This window comes from Parundibacterium terreum (assembly GCF_014636315.1).
GTDB classification, from domain to species: domain Bacteria; phylum Pseudomonadota; class Gammaproteobacteria; order Burkholderiales; family Burkholderiaceae_D; genus Undibacterium; species Undibacterium terreum.
In genome coordinates, this window is the sequence record NZ_BMED01000006.1 from 180,120 (window position 1) to 197,424 (window position 17,305).

Consider the following 17,305-nt stretch of genomic DNA (forward strand, 5'->3'; position numbering starts at 1 on the left):
GTTGCATTGTGCGCAGTAAACCCCTTTTCCGCCTGTCAATCCTATAAACAGTTTGCTAATATCATCCGCTTGTAACTTGCCGCACAGCGATATAAGAGCAAGTCGAGCGGATTTACATCTTGTAATGTATGTATTTAGTACATTATCCATAAACATGTAGGAGTATGGTAAAAATGACAAAAGAGAAAATACTATCCAAATCGGTGAGAGTGATATTTTCAGGTAGCGTTGTATTGGGCCTGGGCATCTTCGCTCAACCGGTGTTTGCGCAAGAAAATGTGCAAAGGGTGGAGATCACTGGTTCCAACATCAAACGGACCGAAGCTGAAGGCATTTCCAATACGCAAGTAGTAACGCGTAAAGAAATCGAACAATCCGGCAAGACTTCCATCGCCGACGTAGTTCGCAGCTTGTCCGCAGATAACAACGGTACTATCAGTGGCGCGTTCACCAACGGTTTCGCAGGTAGCGCATCCGGTGTTTCCCTGCGTGGTCTGTCCGTCAACTCCACACTGGTGTTGATCAACGGCCGCCGTACAGCACCTTACGGCTTTAACGATGACGGCGCTCGCAGCTTCGTCGATCTGAATTCCATTCCTCTGGACGCAGTGGATCGTATCGAGGTGCTGAAAGACGGCGCTTCTGCGATTTACGGTTCTGACGCTATCGCCGGCGTGGTCAACGTCATCCTGCGTCAAAACTACCAAGGCAAAACCATCTCTGCTTCCGCTGGTACATCCGGCCACGGCGACGGTACTCAGGCAGCGGCGTCCGCAACCCTGGGCTTCGGTGACCTGACCACAGAAAAATACAATTTCTTCATCAATATCGATGCCAAGAAAACTGAAAAAATCCTGCAATCCAACCGTGGCGACTACCTCGGCCAGGCTGATGCACGTCCATGGGGCGGTCGCGATCAGCGTGCAGGTACAACAACTAGCGGTAACGGCGGCGGCAGCAGCCTGGTCGGTACAGTCCGTCCAGTCAATGCAGCAGGCGGCGCAGCAGGTAACGTTCAAAACTTACCAGGTTGCAACCCTGCAGACATTGATAAGACTAACCCGAACAATGGCGGCGGCGGCTGCTTGTGGGATCCAGTCAAGTTCCAGACTATCCAGCCTGAAACACAAAACATCAACCTGTTTGCACGCGGCACATTCCAGTTGAATGAAGCGACTCAAGGCTATGTTGAAGCTGGCGTATTCAATTCCAAAGCTAAAACCATGACTACGCCTTCCGGCATGACAGGTACTGGCTTTGACTTGGTACATAACCGTGTAAACAATACAGCAACCGGTCCAGACCAGTTGCTATTGCCTATCGGCCACCCAGACAATCCATTCCCGAACAACGCAGCACGTCCACGTTTTGTAGCGGCTTCCAAGCCACGTACAGCCGATCTGGACACTACAGTAACTCGCGTACTGGGCGGTGTTAAAGGTACATTTGCTGACTGGGATTACGATACAGGCCTGATGTACGCAGAAAGCAAAACCGACAAAACGCAGAACGGCTACTACCGTACCAGCGCTTTGAAAGCAGCTTTGGCAAACGGCACTTACCGTATCGGCCAGAACTTCGGCCTGAATACACCAGCAGTACTGGCAGCCGTGTTCCCAGAACTGAGCAACAGCGGTACATCCAAACTGACTTCCCTGGATTTCAAAGCATCCCGCGAGCTGTTCCAATTGCCAGGCGGCGCTGCTGGTATCGCGATCGGTGCTGAATACCGTCGTGAAGAAGTGGATAGCCAAGCAACTCCGTTCACCGATATCAACGATATCCCTGGCCTGGGTTATGCTGCTGCTCAAGGTAAGCGCAATGTGTCCGCTCTGTATGCTGAGTTGGCTTTGCCTGTGATCAAAAACCTGGAAATCAGCCTGGCTGGCCGTACGGATCATTACTCCGACTACGGTAGCTCCACAACGCCGAAAGTTGGCTTCAAGTTCACGCCTTCTTCCATCGTTGCATTCCGCGGTTCGTATGCTGAAGGCTTCCGTGCACCGAGCTTCGCAGAAAACGGCAACAGCGCGACTTCCGCTTTCACCAACTACAACAATGACCCGGTACGTTGCGCTGTAACGCATCTGGCTCTGGATTGTACCGACACCAAATCCATCGGTGCAGTTACTGTTGGCAACAAGAACGTGAAACCTGAAGAATCGAAGAGCTATAGCCTGGGTATGGTTATCGAGCCGATCAAAAACTTCAGCGTAGCGGTTGATCTGTGGCGCATCGTTCGTAACAATGAAATCATCGGCTCCGATCCAGCAGGCGCGATTGCCAATCCAGCAGGCAACCCAAATGCAGTGATCGTACGCGGCGAACCAACGTCTGACTTCCCAGGCCTGGTTGGTCCTATCCTGTTGGTGAAATCTCCTTATGTTAACGCCAATAAAACAGAAACTTCCGGCGTTGATCTGGACTTCCGCGGCAAGTATGACATCGGTGTCTATGGCAAACTGAACGGTGGCCTGAACATCACTTACATGCAAAAATTCAAACGTACTAATGCCGACGGCACAGTACAAGAATTTGCAGGTACGCATGGCGACACTAACCTGTCCGGCGACGGCGGCACACCAAGGACTCGTGCTTCCTTCAACCTGGGCTGGGAACGTGGTCCATTCACAGTTGCAGGTACTGTGAACTACGTTAGCGGCATCAGCGACACCAACGAACTGGGCGGAGACTGCCTGGACGTGGATGCAAACGGTAAAGGCTACCTCGGTTGCCGTATCGCTTCCTTCACAACCATGGATCTGTTCGGTAAATGGAAAGTATCCAAGCAATGGGAAGTTACAGCATCCATCTCCAATCTGTTCGACAGAATGGCGCCTTTGGATGTACAAACTTACGGCCGTATCAACTACAACCCATCCCTGCATCAATCGGGCGCGGTTGGCCGTTACTTCACACTGGGTGGCCGTTACACATTCTAAGCATGACGTAATCGCTTAGTTGCAGCTTAGTTTCAAGCCACTAAAAACGCCTGGAAGCAATTCCAGGCGTTTTTTTTCGTCCAGGCAAAAGCAGCTTCGACAATAATGCAAACCCGCATGGCCGGCGCGACTGGCAACACCCGATGCCAACAGACGGGCCGTAACCGGCCTGAAAGCCTCGTTTAGCTGCGCATAGCGGCGTGAAAAAGAGATACCCCACTGGCCAGCAGCGCATTGATGTCTCCGTTTTGCAGCCACCAGGGAAGGAGGAATGCGCAGGCACAAATCCGCGCGCAGAACCACCTACGAGCAGGAAGAGCCAGACCAGCATCCCTGTAGGAATGAGCGGGACAGAGGGAACGAGGGTATAAAGGTATAGGGGTATGATTGGAAACGCTTGAAAAACAAGCGCTGCTGTAGCCAGGACAGGCGAAAAAAAAGCCAGTCTGACGACTGGCCTTTTATTTTTTACTGCTAATGCTTATTTGGAAGCGCTGGCTGCGTCTGCTGCTGCGGCAGGAGCTTTCACTTCCGGTTCCTTGAACTTGCCGCCGGATGCATTGGCCATGTACACCACGGCGCGCGCCACTTCTACGTCGTCCAGATCAGGATTGCCGCCCTTGGCCGGCATTGCGCGCAAACCGCCGATCGCATGTTCAACTACCTTATCGTAGCCTTGAGCGATACGTGGGGCCCATGCACCAGCGTCGCCGAACTTAGGAGAACCTGCAGCGCCGCTACCATGGCAAGCTACGCAAGTTGCCTGGTACACCGCTTCGCCAGTTTGCAACTGCTTGGGCGCATTGGCGTCTTTCAATGTAAAGCCATCGGCAGCTACCGGGCTGATGCGTGCAGCAATCGCTTCCGGCGTCAGCGCGGAAGAACCGGCACCGACCTTATGTTCTGAAGTAACGAATTGCACGAGCAGCACAATCGCGATAATAGGAACGATAAAACCGGCTGCAACGGCAACGATAAGTTGCTTAGGTGTCCTGATTGCTGATTCGTGTTCGTCGTGTGCGTCGCTCATATTTTCCTCGGTGCAATTCTAAGATAGCTAATTTAATGGAGCTGCTGCTGGCGGACTACTCTGCTGGCTGATTAGAGCATCACCGCATCAAACCCTTGATTATAGAACTAAAGCAAGTAGTTTGGAACGGGAATTTATTGTTAAGTTGTGCATTTTTGGACAAACAGACACAGTTATTAAGGACAAAAAAAGTAATTTTTCTGCCATTTTAACCGCCTTCAAAAAACCCTTTGTGCAGATAGGCTGTCGGTAACCGGCAGCAATAGGTTAAAATAGCTGACTATTCATGCAAGTCCCTGTAATTTTTGGGCCTGCACCCGTCAGTACCCACTGCGACCGTCTTCCAACGGATAGGATACGGGCCTCCGAAGCCCGCAATACAGGTTCGATTCCTGTCGGTCGCACCATTTCCATTTCTGCAACAAATGCCGCAAGCTGCGCGAGCTTGGTTCGCTGCGCTGCTGCGCTGCTGCGTTAATGCATGCCCTCCGGAACATGGCCGGGCCGCAGCCTGTGATTCAAAACCGGCCGAAAGGCGTATGATCAAATCCTCCTCAAAGCGGTAAGAAGAACGGGCACGCTGTCCTGCTCATTTAATACCTAGTGGTCTGAAATACACCGATACATCATTTGCATGTGCTTCTGTTAGCATCATTTTTGTGTAGCTGTGATCAATCCAACACCCAGGTGCCGCCCGCCATGAAACCGATACGCCCTTCGTTCGCCGCGCTGGTCTTCGCCGCATTACTATGCTCGCCTGCATGGGCTGCCGATACTCCAGCCTCCGCTGCTGTCGCAACGCCCGCCACTGCACTTGCGCTTGCACCCGCGCCTGTCACCGCCCCACCCTTCATGCCGCCCGGCGCGCGCCTGGTGCGCAGCGTGGAAGGCATCAATGAATACCAGTTGTGGAACGGCCTGAAAGTCTTGCTGGTCGCCGATTCCAGCAAACCGACCACGACGGTCAGCATCACCTACCGGGTCGGTTCACGCCATGAAAACTATGGCGAAACCGGCATGGCACATTTGCTGGAGCACCTGATGTTCAAGGGCAGCAAGGCGCATCCACGGCTGTGGGAAGAACTGTCGCAGCGCGGCGTCAATTTCAATGGCAGCACCTGGCTGGACCGTACCAATTACTATGAAACCTTTGCTGCCCGCCCGGATACGCTGGCCTGGGCAATCGCTATGGAAGCAGACCGCATGGTCAACTCTCGCATCTCTGGGGAAGACCTGAAAACCGAATTTTCGGTAGTCCGCAACGAGATGGAAAAGAATGAAAATTCTCCCAGTTCGACGCTGATCGCGCATGTGACGTCGGCAGCCTACCAATGGCACAACTACGGCAAATCCACGATAGGCGCGCGCACCGATGTAGAGAATGTGAATATCCCACGGCTGCGGGCATTCTGGCGTAAGTACTACCAGCCGGACAATGCCACGCTGATCGTCGCCGGCGCCTTTGACAGCGCGCAGACGCTGTCTTTGATCGCCCAGCAGTTCGGCAAAATACCACGCCCGAAACGGCTGATAGAAACCACTTATACCCTGGACCCGGTGCAGGACGGCGAGCGCGACGTCACCGTGCGCCGCGTCGGCGAATCGCAGGGCATCGCGGCGCTGTACCACACCGTGCCGGCAGCGCATCCCGACTATGTGGCAACCGAGGTGCTGGCGCTGATCCTCGGCGATTCGCCCAATGGCCGCCTGTACAAGGCGCTGGTGGACAAGAAAAAAGCCACGGAAGTCTATCCATGGGCGGCCAATATGGAAGAACCCGGCTTCCTGTTGCTGGGTGCGAATTTACGCAGCGAACAAAGCCTGCCGGAGGCAAAGAAGATCATGCTTGACGTGATCGAGGGCTTCGCCGGCAACCCGGTCACGCAGGAAGAGCTGGAGCGCGCCAGGGCCAAGCTGGAATCCGACCAGGAGCAGGTATATAACGATCCGGAAAAATTCGCAGTGGCGCTGTCGGACAGCATAGGCAATGGCGACTGGCGCCTGTTTTTCATGTTCCGCGATCGCCTGAAGGCATTGAAGCGGGAAGACGTACAGCGTGTCGCCATCACCTGGCTGAAGTCCAGCAACCGCACCAGCGGCAGCTTCATTCCCGACACGCAGCCGGATCGTGTGCCCGCTCCCGCCAAGGTCAATATCGCGGAACAGGTGAAGACCTTTGTGCCGGGCGTGGCCATCGCGCAGGCTGAAAATTTCATCGCGACACCGGATAATATAGACCGCCGCACGCAAACCGGCACGCTGCAAAACGGCATGAAGTATGCACTGCTGCCCAAGAGTACCCGCGGCGGCACCGTCGTGATGAGCTTCAATCTGAATATGGGCAATCAGGACAACCTGAAAGGCAAGGCCACTGCGGCCGAACTGGCGGCGGCGATGCTCAGCCGTGGCACGCAAACCCTGAACCATCAAAAGTTTACCGAGGAACTGGACAGGCTGAAGACCAGGCTGCAGATAGACGGTTCCGCAACTGGCGTCAGCATTACCGTGGAGACGATCAGGGACAATGTGCCGCGCGTGCTGGAACTGTTGCGCGACGCGCTGCGCCAGCCTGCCTTTGACGCGGCGGAATTCGACCAGGTGGTGGATCAGAACCTGGCGCAACTGGAAGAATCGCGCAAGGATCCACAAGCGGTGGCGGTGGATATCGCGCGCAAGCAACTGAATACCTGGCCCGCCGATGATCCACGCTACTACCACAGCACCGACGAGCGTATCGCAGAACTGGAGGCTGCCAAACTGGATGACGCCAAAAATTTCTGGCTGGAGTTTTACGGCACGGCATATGCAGAAGCGGCCATCGTCGGCGATTTTGATGCGCCGCTGGTTGAAGCGGCATTGCAAAGAAATTTCGGCGACTGGCGCGCCAAGCAGTTGTACCAGCGCGTGCCCAAGCCCTATCAGGAAACCCGGCCGCAAAGCCTGAGTAAATCGACGCCGGATAAAGCGAATGCCTTTTTCTTTGGCACCATGGCCATCCCCGTCAGCGATCACAACCCGGACTTTGCCGCACTCAGCCTGGGCAACTACCTGCTGGGCGGCAGCACCAACTCGCGCATCCTGGAACGCATACGCCAGAAAGACGGCGTCAGCTATGGCGGCGGTTCTTACCTGAATCCATCTTCTGTAGATGAAACTGCCAACTTTGTCGTGGTGGCTATCTTTGCGCCGCAAAACCGCAACAAGCTGGAAGCCGGCCTGCGCGAAGAAATCGCGCGCGCCTTGCGCGACGGCTTTACTGCAGCCGAGATAGAAGATGCCAAGAAGAGCCTGGCCCAGCAATTTCAGTTGTCGCGCAGCCAGGACGGCGAGCTGGCGGCACAGATCAGCAGCAATCTGCACTTGGGGCGCACGATGCAGTTCGATGCCGATTTTGAACGCAAGATCATGGCGCTGACGCCGGACCAGGTCAGGGCGGCGATGAACAGGTATATCAGCTATGCCAAACTGGTCACCGTTACCGCCGGAGATTTCAAATGAAGTGATAGCGATGCAGCACCCGGCGGCCATCACTTTCCCGTGCGTACGATGGCGTACATACATTCCTCCGCCGCTCGCATAACTTGTTACTGGAGTTACTAGTGTTACTTGAGCGACAAAATACCGGCTAGTCCGGGCGTTAGCATGATAGCCATGTCGCCCGCGTACAGCGTGCACTACCACAAGGGGGTTGTATGAACTATAAAGTAATCGTTTCCGCCATCATGGCAATGTCGATTGGCCTGGGCAATGTTGCCTACGCCCAAAATGACGATCACCGGGATGACCGCGGGCGCGGCAATCAGGGCAACGATCGCCGTGGCGATGACCGCCGCGACCACCGTGACGACCATCGCGATGACCGCGGCAATCGTTACGACCAGGGGCGTGTGTATGCGGAAGGCAGCCACAATGACCGCTATGAAAACCAGCGCCACCGCTTCCAGAAGGGCGAGCGCCTGCCACCGGAATACCGTGCCAAACAATATGTGGTGGACGACTGGCGCGGCCATCACCTGAACGCGCCTCCACGCGGCTACCACTGGGTGCAGTCGGGCGGCGACTATGTGCTGGCGGCGGTCGCAACCGGCCTGATCCTGCAAGTCTTGCTGAATAACTGAGGCAAACCTGCTGCGGCTGCGCAGCCCGAATAAAACGGGCTGCGCAGCCGACGTTTACCAAATCAACTACTAAATCAAACTGCGGCGAGCGCCGCCTTCATCCAGCCCAGGCCCTGCACTGTGCCATTTACGGGCCGATATTCACAACCTATCCAGCCCTCGTAACCCAGCTCATCCAGCAGCTTGAAAAGATACGGATAATTGACTTCTCCGCTGTCCGGTTCGTGCCGGTCCGGTACGCCGGCAATCTGAATATGCCCTACGTGCGGCAGATAGCGGCGCAGTTTCACCGCGATATCGCCTTCCATGATCTGCACATGATAAAAATCCATCTGCACCTGTAGATTGGCAGCGCCGACCTCCTCCCGCACTGCATGCGCCTGCGCCTGCAGGTTCAGGAAATAGCCGGGCATGTCGCGCGTATTAATCGGTTCTATCAGGCAGCGGATGCCGTATTTCGCGGCTTCGGCACAGGCATGGCGCAAATTTTCTATATACACATCGTGGCATTGCTGCGGCGCCGCTCCTGCGGGCAGAATGCCGGCCATCACATGCACGCAAGGCGTGCCCAGCACCCGCGCATACTCCAACGCCTGCTGCACGCTGTCACGAAATTCCTGCTGCCTGCCGGGATGGCAGGCAATGCCGCGCTCGCCGCCAGCCCAATTGCCGGGCGAGACATTGAACAGCACATTCTTCAAGCCGGAGCCCTGCAGTTCGGCGGCAATATCCTGCGCGGCAAACTCATACGGAAATAAAAATTCCACCGCAGCATAGCCAGCCTTGGCGGCTTCCTGGAAGCGCTGCATGAAAGGAACCTCATTGAACTGCATGGTCAGATTGGCGGCAAATTTTGGCATGGCATAGACATTTCAGTATATTTAATTTCAATAATATTGCCGGTTCGGCAGCAATTCCGTGCTTTTTAACAAAATTTATGCTTGCGTGGCTGTGCAATTGGGAAATATATTCCTTCTTTTATATTACACTTAAATCCATTTTAGCCAGATCGCTGTTATAAGCGCTTTGTGTGTATTAATTACCAGCGTTTTATTACCTGCTGCATTAAAAGCTGAGTTAAAAGCTGCATTAAAAGCTGAATTATCAGCTTTACCACACGCGCGACTTCAAGCACCGTCATACGCACTACCAGCATGCCAGAATTTCATGAGTAAGTACCTTAGCATCCTGCTCGCAGGCGTCGTCGCATTGTCACTGCAATGGGCTGGCTACAGCCATGCGCAAGACAAAACCATGCGCCTCGCCAGCCTGGAGTGGGGCCCCTATGTGAGCTCGCATATGCCGGACGGCGGCCTGACCGCGTCGGCTGCGAAAGCCATCGCCAGCGTGGCCGGCTACCAATTGCAGATAGAACATCTGCCGTGGAGCCGCGCCATGCAGGCCGGCAGCGACGACCCGGGGTATGCCGGTTATTTCCCGGCCTTTTATTTGCCCGAGCGCGAAAAACAATGCTACTTTTCCAGTCCTCTGGGCAGCAGCACCAATGGCTTTGCGCATTTGAAGAAAACCGCTTTCCACTGGAAAGAACTGAGCGACCTGAAGGATATCAAGATAGGCACGGTGCAAGACTATGCCAACGACAGCTATTTTGATGCGCTGGTGAGGCAGGGCGACTTGCATACCGATGTCGCCCCCACCGATATCAGCAATATCCGCAAGCTGCTGGCCGGCAGGGTGCAGGCCATCGTCATCGACAAGGCCGTGCTGCGCAGCCTGCTGATCAATGAACCATCCCTGCAGCAGGAAAAGGAGCAGATCCTTTTCGACGAGCATGAGCTGACCAATTTCTCGCTGCATATCTGCTTCCAGCGCAATGCCAAGGGCAAGGCCATGCAGCAGGCCTTCAATACGGCGGTGGCAAAGGTCAAACTGAAGCAGATGGAAAACGACTACTACCAGAGCCTGGCCGCAGCGCCACGGCATCAAAGGCTGAAATAAGCCGGGCGAGGCTGCGTGGCCCCTGGCTTCAGCACGCCTGGCTGCATCGATGATCAGCCTGTTTTGCCCCTGATTTACATGCTAAAGTTAGCTTTAAGCCATTTTTTCGTCTAGAAGGAAAAGCCATGCTAGTCAGTACCCTGCTCCTGTTTTTCGTATCTTCCGTCGCGCTGGCAGTCACTCCCGGCCCTACCATGCTGCTGGCGCTGTCGAACGGCATCAGTTCGGGCACGCGGGTGGCGGCATACGGCATTGCCGGTGCCACCCTCGCCAGCGCCTGCCTGATCGCCGCGGTCGCGGTCGGCCTGGGCTCCCTGCTGCTGGCATCGGAAACCCTGTTCAACCTACTGCGCGTGCTGGGCGTGATCTACCTGTGCTGGCTGGCCTACAAGCTATGGCGCAGCGAACCCGCCGCGATTGAAACCGGCAATATGGATAAGGATACGCCGCATACCAGCCCTAAAAAAGCCTTCCTGCGCTGCGCCACCGTGTCCTTGTCCAATCCCAAGGCCATCTTGTTTTTTTCCGCCTTCCTGCCGCAATTTGTCGATGCCGGCCAGCCGCTGGCGCTGCAATACTTTATCCTCGGCGCAGTCTTCCTCAGCATAGATGCAATGGTCATGCTGGCCTATGCGATGGCGGGCAAGCGCGCCGCCCGCCTGCTGTCTGCGGCAGGACTGAAGATGATCAACCGCGGCTGCGCCGTGGTGATGGCGATGCTGGCACTGGCGCTGGCCACCTTCCGCCGCGCCTGAGTATTTACGCAAACAATAGCAGAATGACAAATTCTGCTATTCTCGACAGCATGCGCTGCGGATGAAAATATATTATCCTGACAGCCAGTTTTGTTTATTTGAAAGAAAGCCATGAAAAAATTGATCGCCCTCGGCCTGGCTCTGTGCTTCGCCTCCTTTACTTCCGCCAGCTTTGCCGCCGGTGCCCTGCCGTATGACGAAAAAGCCGATGCCGGCGCGGAACTGAACAAGGCACTGGCCGACGCTACTGCCCAGCACAAGAAAGTACTGGTACTGTTTGGCGCCAACTGGTGCACCGATTGCCGTGAGCTGGACAAATCCATCCATGGCAAGAGCGCACCCTTGATCGACAGCAAGTTTGTCGTCGTAAAAGTGGACGTCGGCCAGTTTGACAAGAACCTACCTATCGCCAATGCCTACGGCAATCCGATCAAGAAGGGTATTCCGGCAGCCGTGGTGCTGACAGCGGACAATAATCTGCTGTATGCCACCAAGGCCGGCGAACTGTCCAATGCCCGCAAGATGAGCGAGCAAGGCGTGTACGACTTCTTCAGCCAGGTCATCGCCGCACACCCTTAAATCCAAGGCCCTGCTGCAAACATGCATGCAGGGCAGATTGCTGGTGCCATGTCCAATAGCCCGTCCAGCTTCGCACAGCACCACGTAGCCGCAGCGCTGCAATTTGCGGGCAATGACAGCCTGCGCTCGGTGCTGGAAGCCATAGGCGACAGCATCTGGGACTGGGATCTGGTCAGCAACGAAGTCTTCTTTTCCCAGCCGTACAAGCGAATTCTCGGTTACGCCGACGGCGAATTCGGCAACCATCTGAGTGAATGGACCAGGCGCCTGCATCCGGATGACGCGCCGCAAACCCTGGAAACCACGCGCGCCTATCTGGCAGGCGAAATTCCGGTCTATGACAATGAACATCGCCTGCAGTGCAGCGACGGCAGCTGGAAATGGCTGCGCTCGCGCGGCGCGCTGGTGGCGTGCACGGCAGAAGGCAAGCCGGCCCGCATGATGGGCCTGGTGACCGATATCACTCCCACCCGACTGCTGCATGAGGAATTGAAAAAGAGCCATGCGCTGCTGACCACTTTCTCGCAGCAATTACCCGGCATCTTTTATCAGTTTCAACTGGCGCCGGACGGCAGCAGCTTTTTTCCCTACGCCAGCGTGGGCATCCAGGATATCTACGAAGTCACGCCGGAGCAGGTGAGGCGTGACGCCACGGAAGTGTTCAACAAAATACATCCCGACGATCTGGAAAGCGTACGCGCCGGCATCATGGAATCGGCCCGCCTGCTGACCCCCTGGCATCACGAATACCGGGTACAGCTAAGCAGCGGAGAACGCTGGCTGATGGGAGATGCAAGGCCGGAAAAACTGGGCGACGGCAGCGTGCTGTGGCATGGCTTTATCAGCGATATCAGCAAACGCAAGCTGGCCGAGCAAAAGCTCAGCGCGGCAGAACAGCAAATGCGGCTGGTGCTGAAGGCGTCCAACCAGGGCGTGTACGACTTCAATATACTGACCGGCGAAGCCAGCGCCAGCCCCGAATTTGCCCGCATGCTGGGCTATGAACCGGAAGAATTTTCCGACTCCAAAAAGTTTTGGCGCGACTTTTGGGAACACCGCATCCACCCTGACGACATACCCGGTTTGAAGAAAGCCTACCAGACGCACTTCAGCAATAGCAAAGGGAAGGACTTTCACGCGGAGTTTCGCCAGAAGACCAGGTCTGGTGACTGGAAGTGGATCATGTCGCTGGGCAGCGTAGTGGAGTGGAACCACGAAGGCCGCGCCGTGCGCATGCTGGGTACCCATATCGATATCACCGAGCGCAAAAAGGCCGAAGAAGAAGCCAGGTCCAGCCAGGAATTGCTGAACGCCAGCAATAGCCGCTACAAGCAGTTGGCACAGGAACTGGATATCCTGATCTCGAATGCCCCGCTCGGCATCATGTTTGCGACGGAAGGGGTCATTGTACGTGCCAATAGCGCATTGGCAGAACTCTGCGGCTTCGCCAGCGCGCAGGCGATGATAGGCGTGCAAACCAATTTCCTGTGCCAGGACGCCGACGACTACAAAGCCTTCAGCGCGCTGGTTGCACCCAAGCTGCTGGCGGATGAGGCGGTGGATGTCGAATGGAAAGTCAAGCGCGTTACCGGTGAAAGCTTCATCGCCAGGATAGCGGGACGTGCGCTGCCATCTGAAAACTATGTGCGCGGCGCGGTATGGATGATGGAAGATATCACTTTGCAGCACAGCATGCTGGACGCGCTGACAAGCAGTGAACGCCGCCTGCAAAGACTGATGAATTCCAGCCTGGTCGGCATAGCGCAAGGGGTCGTCACCGGCCACCTGACCGATGTCAATCAGGTCTTCTGCCAATTGTCCGGCTACCGCCGGGAGGAATTGATAGGACAAAGCATATTCTGGGAAATGCTGTTTTCCGAGCAGGACCGGCAGACTTGCCAGCAGGCGTATGAAGAGCTGGTCGCGACCGGCAGCGTGGCGCCGTTTGAACTGATGCTAAGGCATCAGGACGGCCACAAGATACCGATACTGGTCGGCTTGAACTACCTGGAAAGCTCGCGCAATGAATGGGTTGTGTTTGCGATGGATATCAGCGAAAGGCAGCGCATAGGCCAGTTGAAATCCGAGTTCATCTCTGTCGTCAGCCATGAACTGCGTACGCCGCTGACATCGATACGCGGCTCGCTGGGGCTGGTCGAAGCCGGCATCGCCGGCGAGCTGCCGCCCAAGGCCAGGCACCTGATCCATATCGCACACAATAACAGCGTGCGGCTGATAGGCCTGGTCAACGATATCCTCGATATGGACAAGCTGGTCAGCGGCAAGATGATTTTCAGGACGGAGCGGCTGGACCTGGCCCAGTTATTGGAAAATGCGATAGAAGCCAATATGGCCTACGCGTCTTCACTGAAGGTTCATCTACGCTACAGCGAGCATCCGCCGCGGGCGCTGATCCGGGCCGACAGCGACAGGCTGATGCAGGTGATGGCCAACCTGCTGTCCAATGCCGCCAAATTCTCAGCCGACGGCGATACCGTCGATATCTGCCTGTGGCAAAACGGCCAGGCCTGCCGGGTGGAAGTGACCGACCACGGGCCGGGCATCCCGGCTAGCTACCGTCCGCATATCTTTGAACCCTTTACGCAGGCAGACGGCACCAATACCCGCCAGCAGGGCGGCACCGGCCTGGGCCTCAGCATCACCAAGACACTGGTGGAAAAAATGGGCGGCAAGCTGGGATTTTTAACCGGCGAGGGCAAGGGCACCACTTTCTGGTTTGAATTCGACGCTGCTGAATAAAGTGCCGCGCTCCCTTATTGCTGCAGCATGCCTTGCGCATGCACCAGCCGGAAATCGGTCGGCGTCAGCATGGTCCAGCGTTTGAAGGCACGCCGGAAGCTGCGTGCATCCGAATAACCGAGCCGCTCGGCCACGTCTTCGGTCGTCACCCCGGCCAGCAGCAGGCGCTTGGCGCGTTCTATCCTGACCGATTCGGTAATATGGAAATACGAAGTTCCTTCCCTGGCCAGCAGGCGGTGCAACGAACGCGGGCTGATGCCCAGCGCCGACGCCATATCCTGCACGCTATGAAATTCGCATTGCATGGAAACCAGCTTGCGTACCAGGCTTTGCTTGCCGACTACGCCCATTTCATTCAGTTCGCTGTCGCAGGCCTGGCGCGACAGCATCTCGGCATTTTCGTATTGCGACATCAAGGGAGTATCCAGCGTTGGCGAAGCAAAGATCAGCCTGCTGGAATCCGCCCCGCAACTCACCTTGCAACCGAAAAAATCTTCCAGCACGCTGCGGCTGGCCTGCAGATTGCCGCGCAATTCGACTCCCGCGAGCTGGGTAGCCGCACACGGCAACTGGCGCATCGCGCTGACAGCGGTCGCCAGGTGGTCTGCATCCAGGAATTCCTGGATTTCCGCATCATCGAACAAGGCATGCGAAGCCAGCACCGCATTCTTGCCCACGATCTCCAGTTCCAGTTGCAGCATGGAACCCGCCACCAGCTGGTAGTGCAGGCCAAACTTGACGGCCTGGCCCAAGCTAGGCTGCGCCAGCATGCCCAGGCCCATCGCCCCCAGGTTTTTCAGCGTCTTGCGGCTGCCGGACAAGACCCCAAGATCGGCGCCGCCGCGCTGCCTGGCCTGCAACAGGCTCTCGCGCGCCTGCAGATAATTGATGCGGCGGTCCGAACGCGGCAAACCGGCGTCGCTCAGGTCAAAAGCCGGGAACATGTCGCGCAATTGCCAGCGCTGCTCAACGCCGATTTCAAACAAGCCGGCAAACGGATGCGCGGGGAAGATCGCATCCTTGACAGACAGTACCGGCGAATCGGCTACAAGCCCAGGGGTTGGCTCGGCGATCGGCTCTGATTTGGCAACAAACATGGCAGCGAATGTCCTTACGCTAGGGAAGTTCTGCAACTAAGATAGGCTAGAACTCATTTCATAAATGGGAGTGAGATGCGTTTGCCTTAAAAGCGGCGCTGGCAAGGCGTGCGAGGCGTCAATAGCCAAGCTATTGACAACGAGTGCAACGCAGTCCAGCGCCACTTTTAAGGCAAACCCTCCGGGAACGGCCCATTTGGGCGCATTGCAGCGTTGTGCGGGGACGCCGAGTTCGCTAGCAAAGACGGCCAGTCTTTGCGTCGCGACGCGCCTCGCACTGCATCCCAAATGGACTCGTTCGCACTCGCTCCTATTGATGAAATGAGTTCTAGAGTCTGCTTTGACTGGTTTGAAGACCTAACTTACACCGTCTGAAGCTCACAATCAATATTGCGCCGCACAAGACGGCGCTCAGATAACAAAAATGACCGGGAGACAAGAATATGAGCGAAACCAGCTTTGATTACATTGTGGTCGGCGGCGGTGCCGGTGGCTGCGCAGTAGCCAGCCGCCTCAGCGAAGACCCGAATGTCAGCGTGGCCGTGCTGGAAGCCGGCGGCGGCGGCGATAGCTGGATGGTCAAGACCCCTGCTGCCGTCATCGGCATGCTGCCGACCAGCTTGAATAACTGGGCTTTCGAGACCGTGCCGCAGCCGGGACTGAACGGGCGCCGCGGCTACCAACCGCGCGGCAAGGCGCTGGGCGGTTCTTCCGCAATCAACGCGATGTGCTATATCCGCGGCCACCGCTGGGACTACGACCACTGGGCCTCCCTGGGCAATAGCGGCTGGTCCTACGATGAAGTATTGCCCTACTTTAAACGCTCGGAAAATAACGCCGCCATCCGCAACGAATACCACGGCAACGATGGCCCGCTGAGGGTGGGCCCGCTGCAATCGGACAATCCCTATCCGGCCATCTATCTGGAGGCGGCGCGCCAGGCAGGCTACCCGCTCACCGATGACTTCAATGGCGAACAACAGGAGGGCATAGGCCTGTACCAGGTGACGCAGCATAACGGCGAGCGCTGGAGCGCGGCGCGCGGCTACCTGCATCCTCACATGGGCAAGCGCGCCAACCTGCAGGTGATCACCGGTGCGCACGCAACGCGCATCCTGATGGAAGGCAAGCGCGCCGTTGGCATAGAATTTTTACAGGCTGGGCAAAAGCGCAGCCTGCGTGCCAAACAAGAGGTCCTGCTGGCTGCCGGCTCCCTGCAAACCCCGCAGTTGATGATGCTGTCCGGCATAGGCGACGGCCGGGACCTGCAGCGGCACGGCATTCCGGTTGCCCACGATCTGCCCGGCGTAGGCCGCAACCTGCAGGATCACCCTGACTTTACCTTTAATTACTTCGCCGACAGCCTGGACCTGATGGGGTTTTCCGTCGCCGGCTCAGTGCGCATGACGCGCGAATTCTGGCGCTACCAGACGCAAAGGCGCGGCATGCTGAGTTCCAATTTTGCCGAAGGCGGCGGCTTCCTGAAGACCGATGCCGATTTGCCCGCGCCGGATATACAACTGCATTTCGTCATCGGCATGGTGGACGACCATGCGCGCAAGCTGCACCTGGGGCACGGCTACTCCTGCCACGTATGCGTGCTGCGGCCCAAGAGCGTCGGCGAACTGACGCTGGCCAGCAAGGATCCTCTGGCAGCGCCGCTGATCAATCCGCGCTTCCTGGAACACCCGGACGATATCGAAACCCTGGTCAAGGGCTTCAAGATGACGCGCCGCCTGATGGATGCGCCGGCGCTGGCCGCCGCCCGCACGCGCGACAAACTGACGGCCAATGTAAAGACCGATGACGACATCCGCGCCATCCTGCGCGAACGCGCCGATACCGTGTACCACCCCGTCGGCACCTGCAAGATGGGCACCGATGCGATGGCCGTGGTCGATCCGGCGCTGAAGGTACATGGCTTGCAGGGCTTGCGCGTGGTCGATGCGTCCATCATGCCTACCCTGATAGGCGGCAATACCAATGCGCCGACGATGATGATAGGCGAGAAGGCCGCCGACCTGATCCGCGCCGGCAGATAGCAGACTCAAGCACAATTTCTCAA

11 protein-coding genes and 1 tRNA gene are annotated in these 17,305 nt (G+C 56.6%); 9 read left to right on the forward strand and 3 right to left on the reverse strand.

The genetic code is table 11. The features are described 5' to 3' along the window. Window positions 1-173: 173 nt before the first annotated feature. Window positions 174-2,942 carry a TonB-dependent receptor gene (locus IEW12_RS23790; protein ID WP_229751316.1) on the forward strand — a complete coding sequence of 923 codons (2,769 nt, stop codon included), beginning with the start codon at window positions 174-176 and terminating at the stop codon, window positions 2,940-2,942. Between the two features lie 481 nt (window positions 2,943-3,423). On the opposite strand, the gene IEW12_RS23795 is transcribed toward IEW12_RS23790, so the two are convergent. Then, complete coding sequence (locus IEW12_RS23795; RefSeq protein ID WP_188568626.1) at window positions 3,424-3,972, reverse strand: c-type cytochrome; 549 nt, start codon at window positions 3,970-3,972, stop codon at window positions 3,424-3,426. Between the two features lie 332 nt (window positions 3,973-4,304). Between IEW12_RS23795 and IEW12_RS23800 the strand changes: the two genes are divergently transcribed. The 3 genes from IEW12_RS23800 (at window position 4,305) to IEW12_RS23810 (ending at window position 8,090) form a co-directional block, all read left to right on the forward strand. After that, window positions 4,305-4,379 (forward strand) — tRNA-Arg (locus IEW12_RS23800). Window positions 4,380-4,671: 292 nt separating this feature from the next. After that, window positions 4,672-7,470 carry a M16 family metallopeptidase gene (locus tag IEW12_RS23805; RefSeq protein WP_188568627.1) on the forward strand — a complete coding sequence of 933 codons (2,799 nt, stop codon included), beginning with the start codon at window positions 4,672-4,674 and terminating at the stop codon, window positions 7,468-7,470. A gap of 194 nt (window positions 7,471-7,664) precedes the next feature. Next, window positions 7,665-8,090, forward strand: coding sequence for an RcnB family protein (locus tag IEW12_RS23810; protein WP_188568628.1), 426 nt, complete (start codon window positions 7,665-7,667; stop codon window positions 8,088-8,090). Window positions 8,091-8,164: 74 nt separating this feature from the next. On the opposite strand, the gene otnI is transcribed toward IEW12_RS23810, so the two are convergent. Further along, the gene (gene otnI / locus IEW12_RS23815; RefSeq protein WP_188568629.1) at window positions 8,165-8,950 is read right to left on the reverse strand and encodes a 2-oxo-tetronate isomerase; all 786 of its coding nucleotides are present in this window, start codon (window positions 8,948-8,950) and stop codon (window positions 8,165-8,167) included. Between the two features lie 307 nt (window positions 8,951-9,257). On the opposite strand from otnI, the gene IEW12_RS23820 reads away from it, so the two are divergent. The 4 genes from IEW12_RS23820 (at window position 9,258) to IEW12_RS23835 (ending at window position 14,143) form a co-directional block, all read left to right on the forward strand. Continuing rightward, entirely contained in the window at window positions 9,258-10,049 is a 792-nt protein-coding gene (locus IEW12_RS23820) for a substrate-binding periplasmic protein (RefSeq protein ID WP_188568630.1), read from the forward strand. A 125-nt stretch (window positions 10,050-10,174) separates the two neighbouring features. Continuing rightward, window positions 10,175-10,804 carry a LysE family translocator gene (locus tag IEW12_RS23825; RefSeq protein WP_188568631.1) on the forward strand — a complete coding sequence of 210 codons (630 nt, stop codon included), beginning with the start codon at window positions 10,175-10,177 and terminating at the stop codon, window positions 10,802-10,804. Window positions 10,805-10,915: 111 nt separating this feature from the next. After that, a complete protein-coding gene (locus IEW12_RS23830) occupies window positions 10,916-11,383 on the forward strand; it encodes a thioredoxin family protein (protein ID WP_188568632.1) in 468 nt (155 codons plus the stop codon). A gap of 48 nt (window positions 11,384-11,431) precedes the next feature. After that, window positions 11,432-14,143: a PAS domain-containing protein gene (locus IEW12_RS23835; protein WP_188568633.1), complete on the forward strand. Its 2,712-nt coding sequence runs from the start codon at window positions 11,432-11,434 to the stop codon at window positions 14,141-14,143. A 14-nt stretch (window positions 14,144-14,157) separates the two neighbouring features. Here the strand turns inward: IEW12_RS23835 and IEW12_RS23840 are convergent, their stop codons facing one another. Then, complete coding sequence (locus IEW12_RS23840; protein WP_188568634.1) at window positions 14,158-15,240, reverse strand: AraC family transcriptional regulator; 1,083 nt, start codon at window positions 15,238-15,240, stop codon at window positions 14,158-14,160. A 443-nt stretch (window positions 15,241-15,683) separates the two neighbouring features. On the opposite strand from IEW12_RS23840, the gene IEW12_RS23845 reads away from it, so the two are divergent. Beyond that, on the forward strand, window positions 15,684-17,282 hold the full coding sequence (locus tag IEW12_RS23845; protein WP_188568635.1) for a GMC family oxidoreductase: 1,599 nt from the start codon (window positions 15,684-15,686) through the stop codon (window positions 17,280-17,282). The last annotated feature ends 23 nt before the right edge of the window (window positions 17,283-17,305 follow it).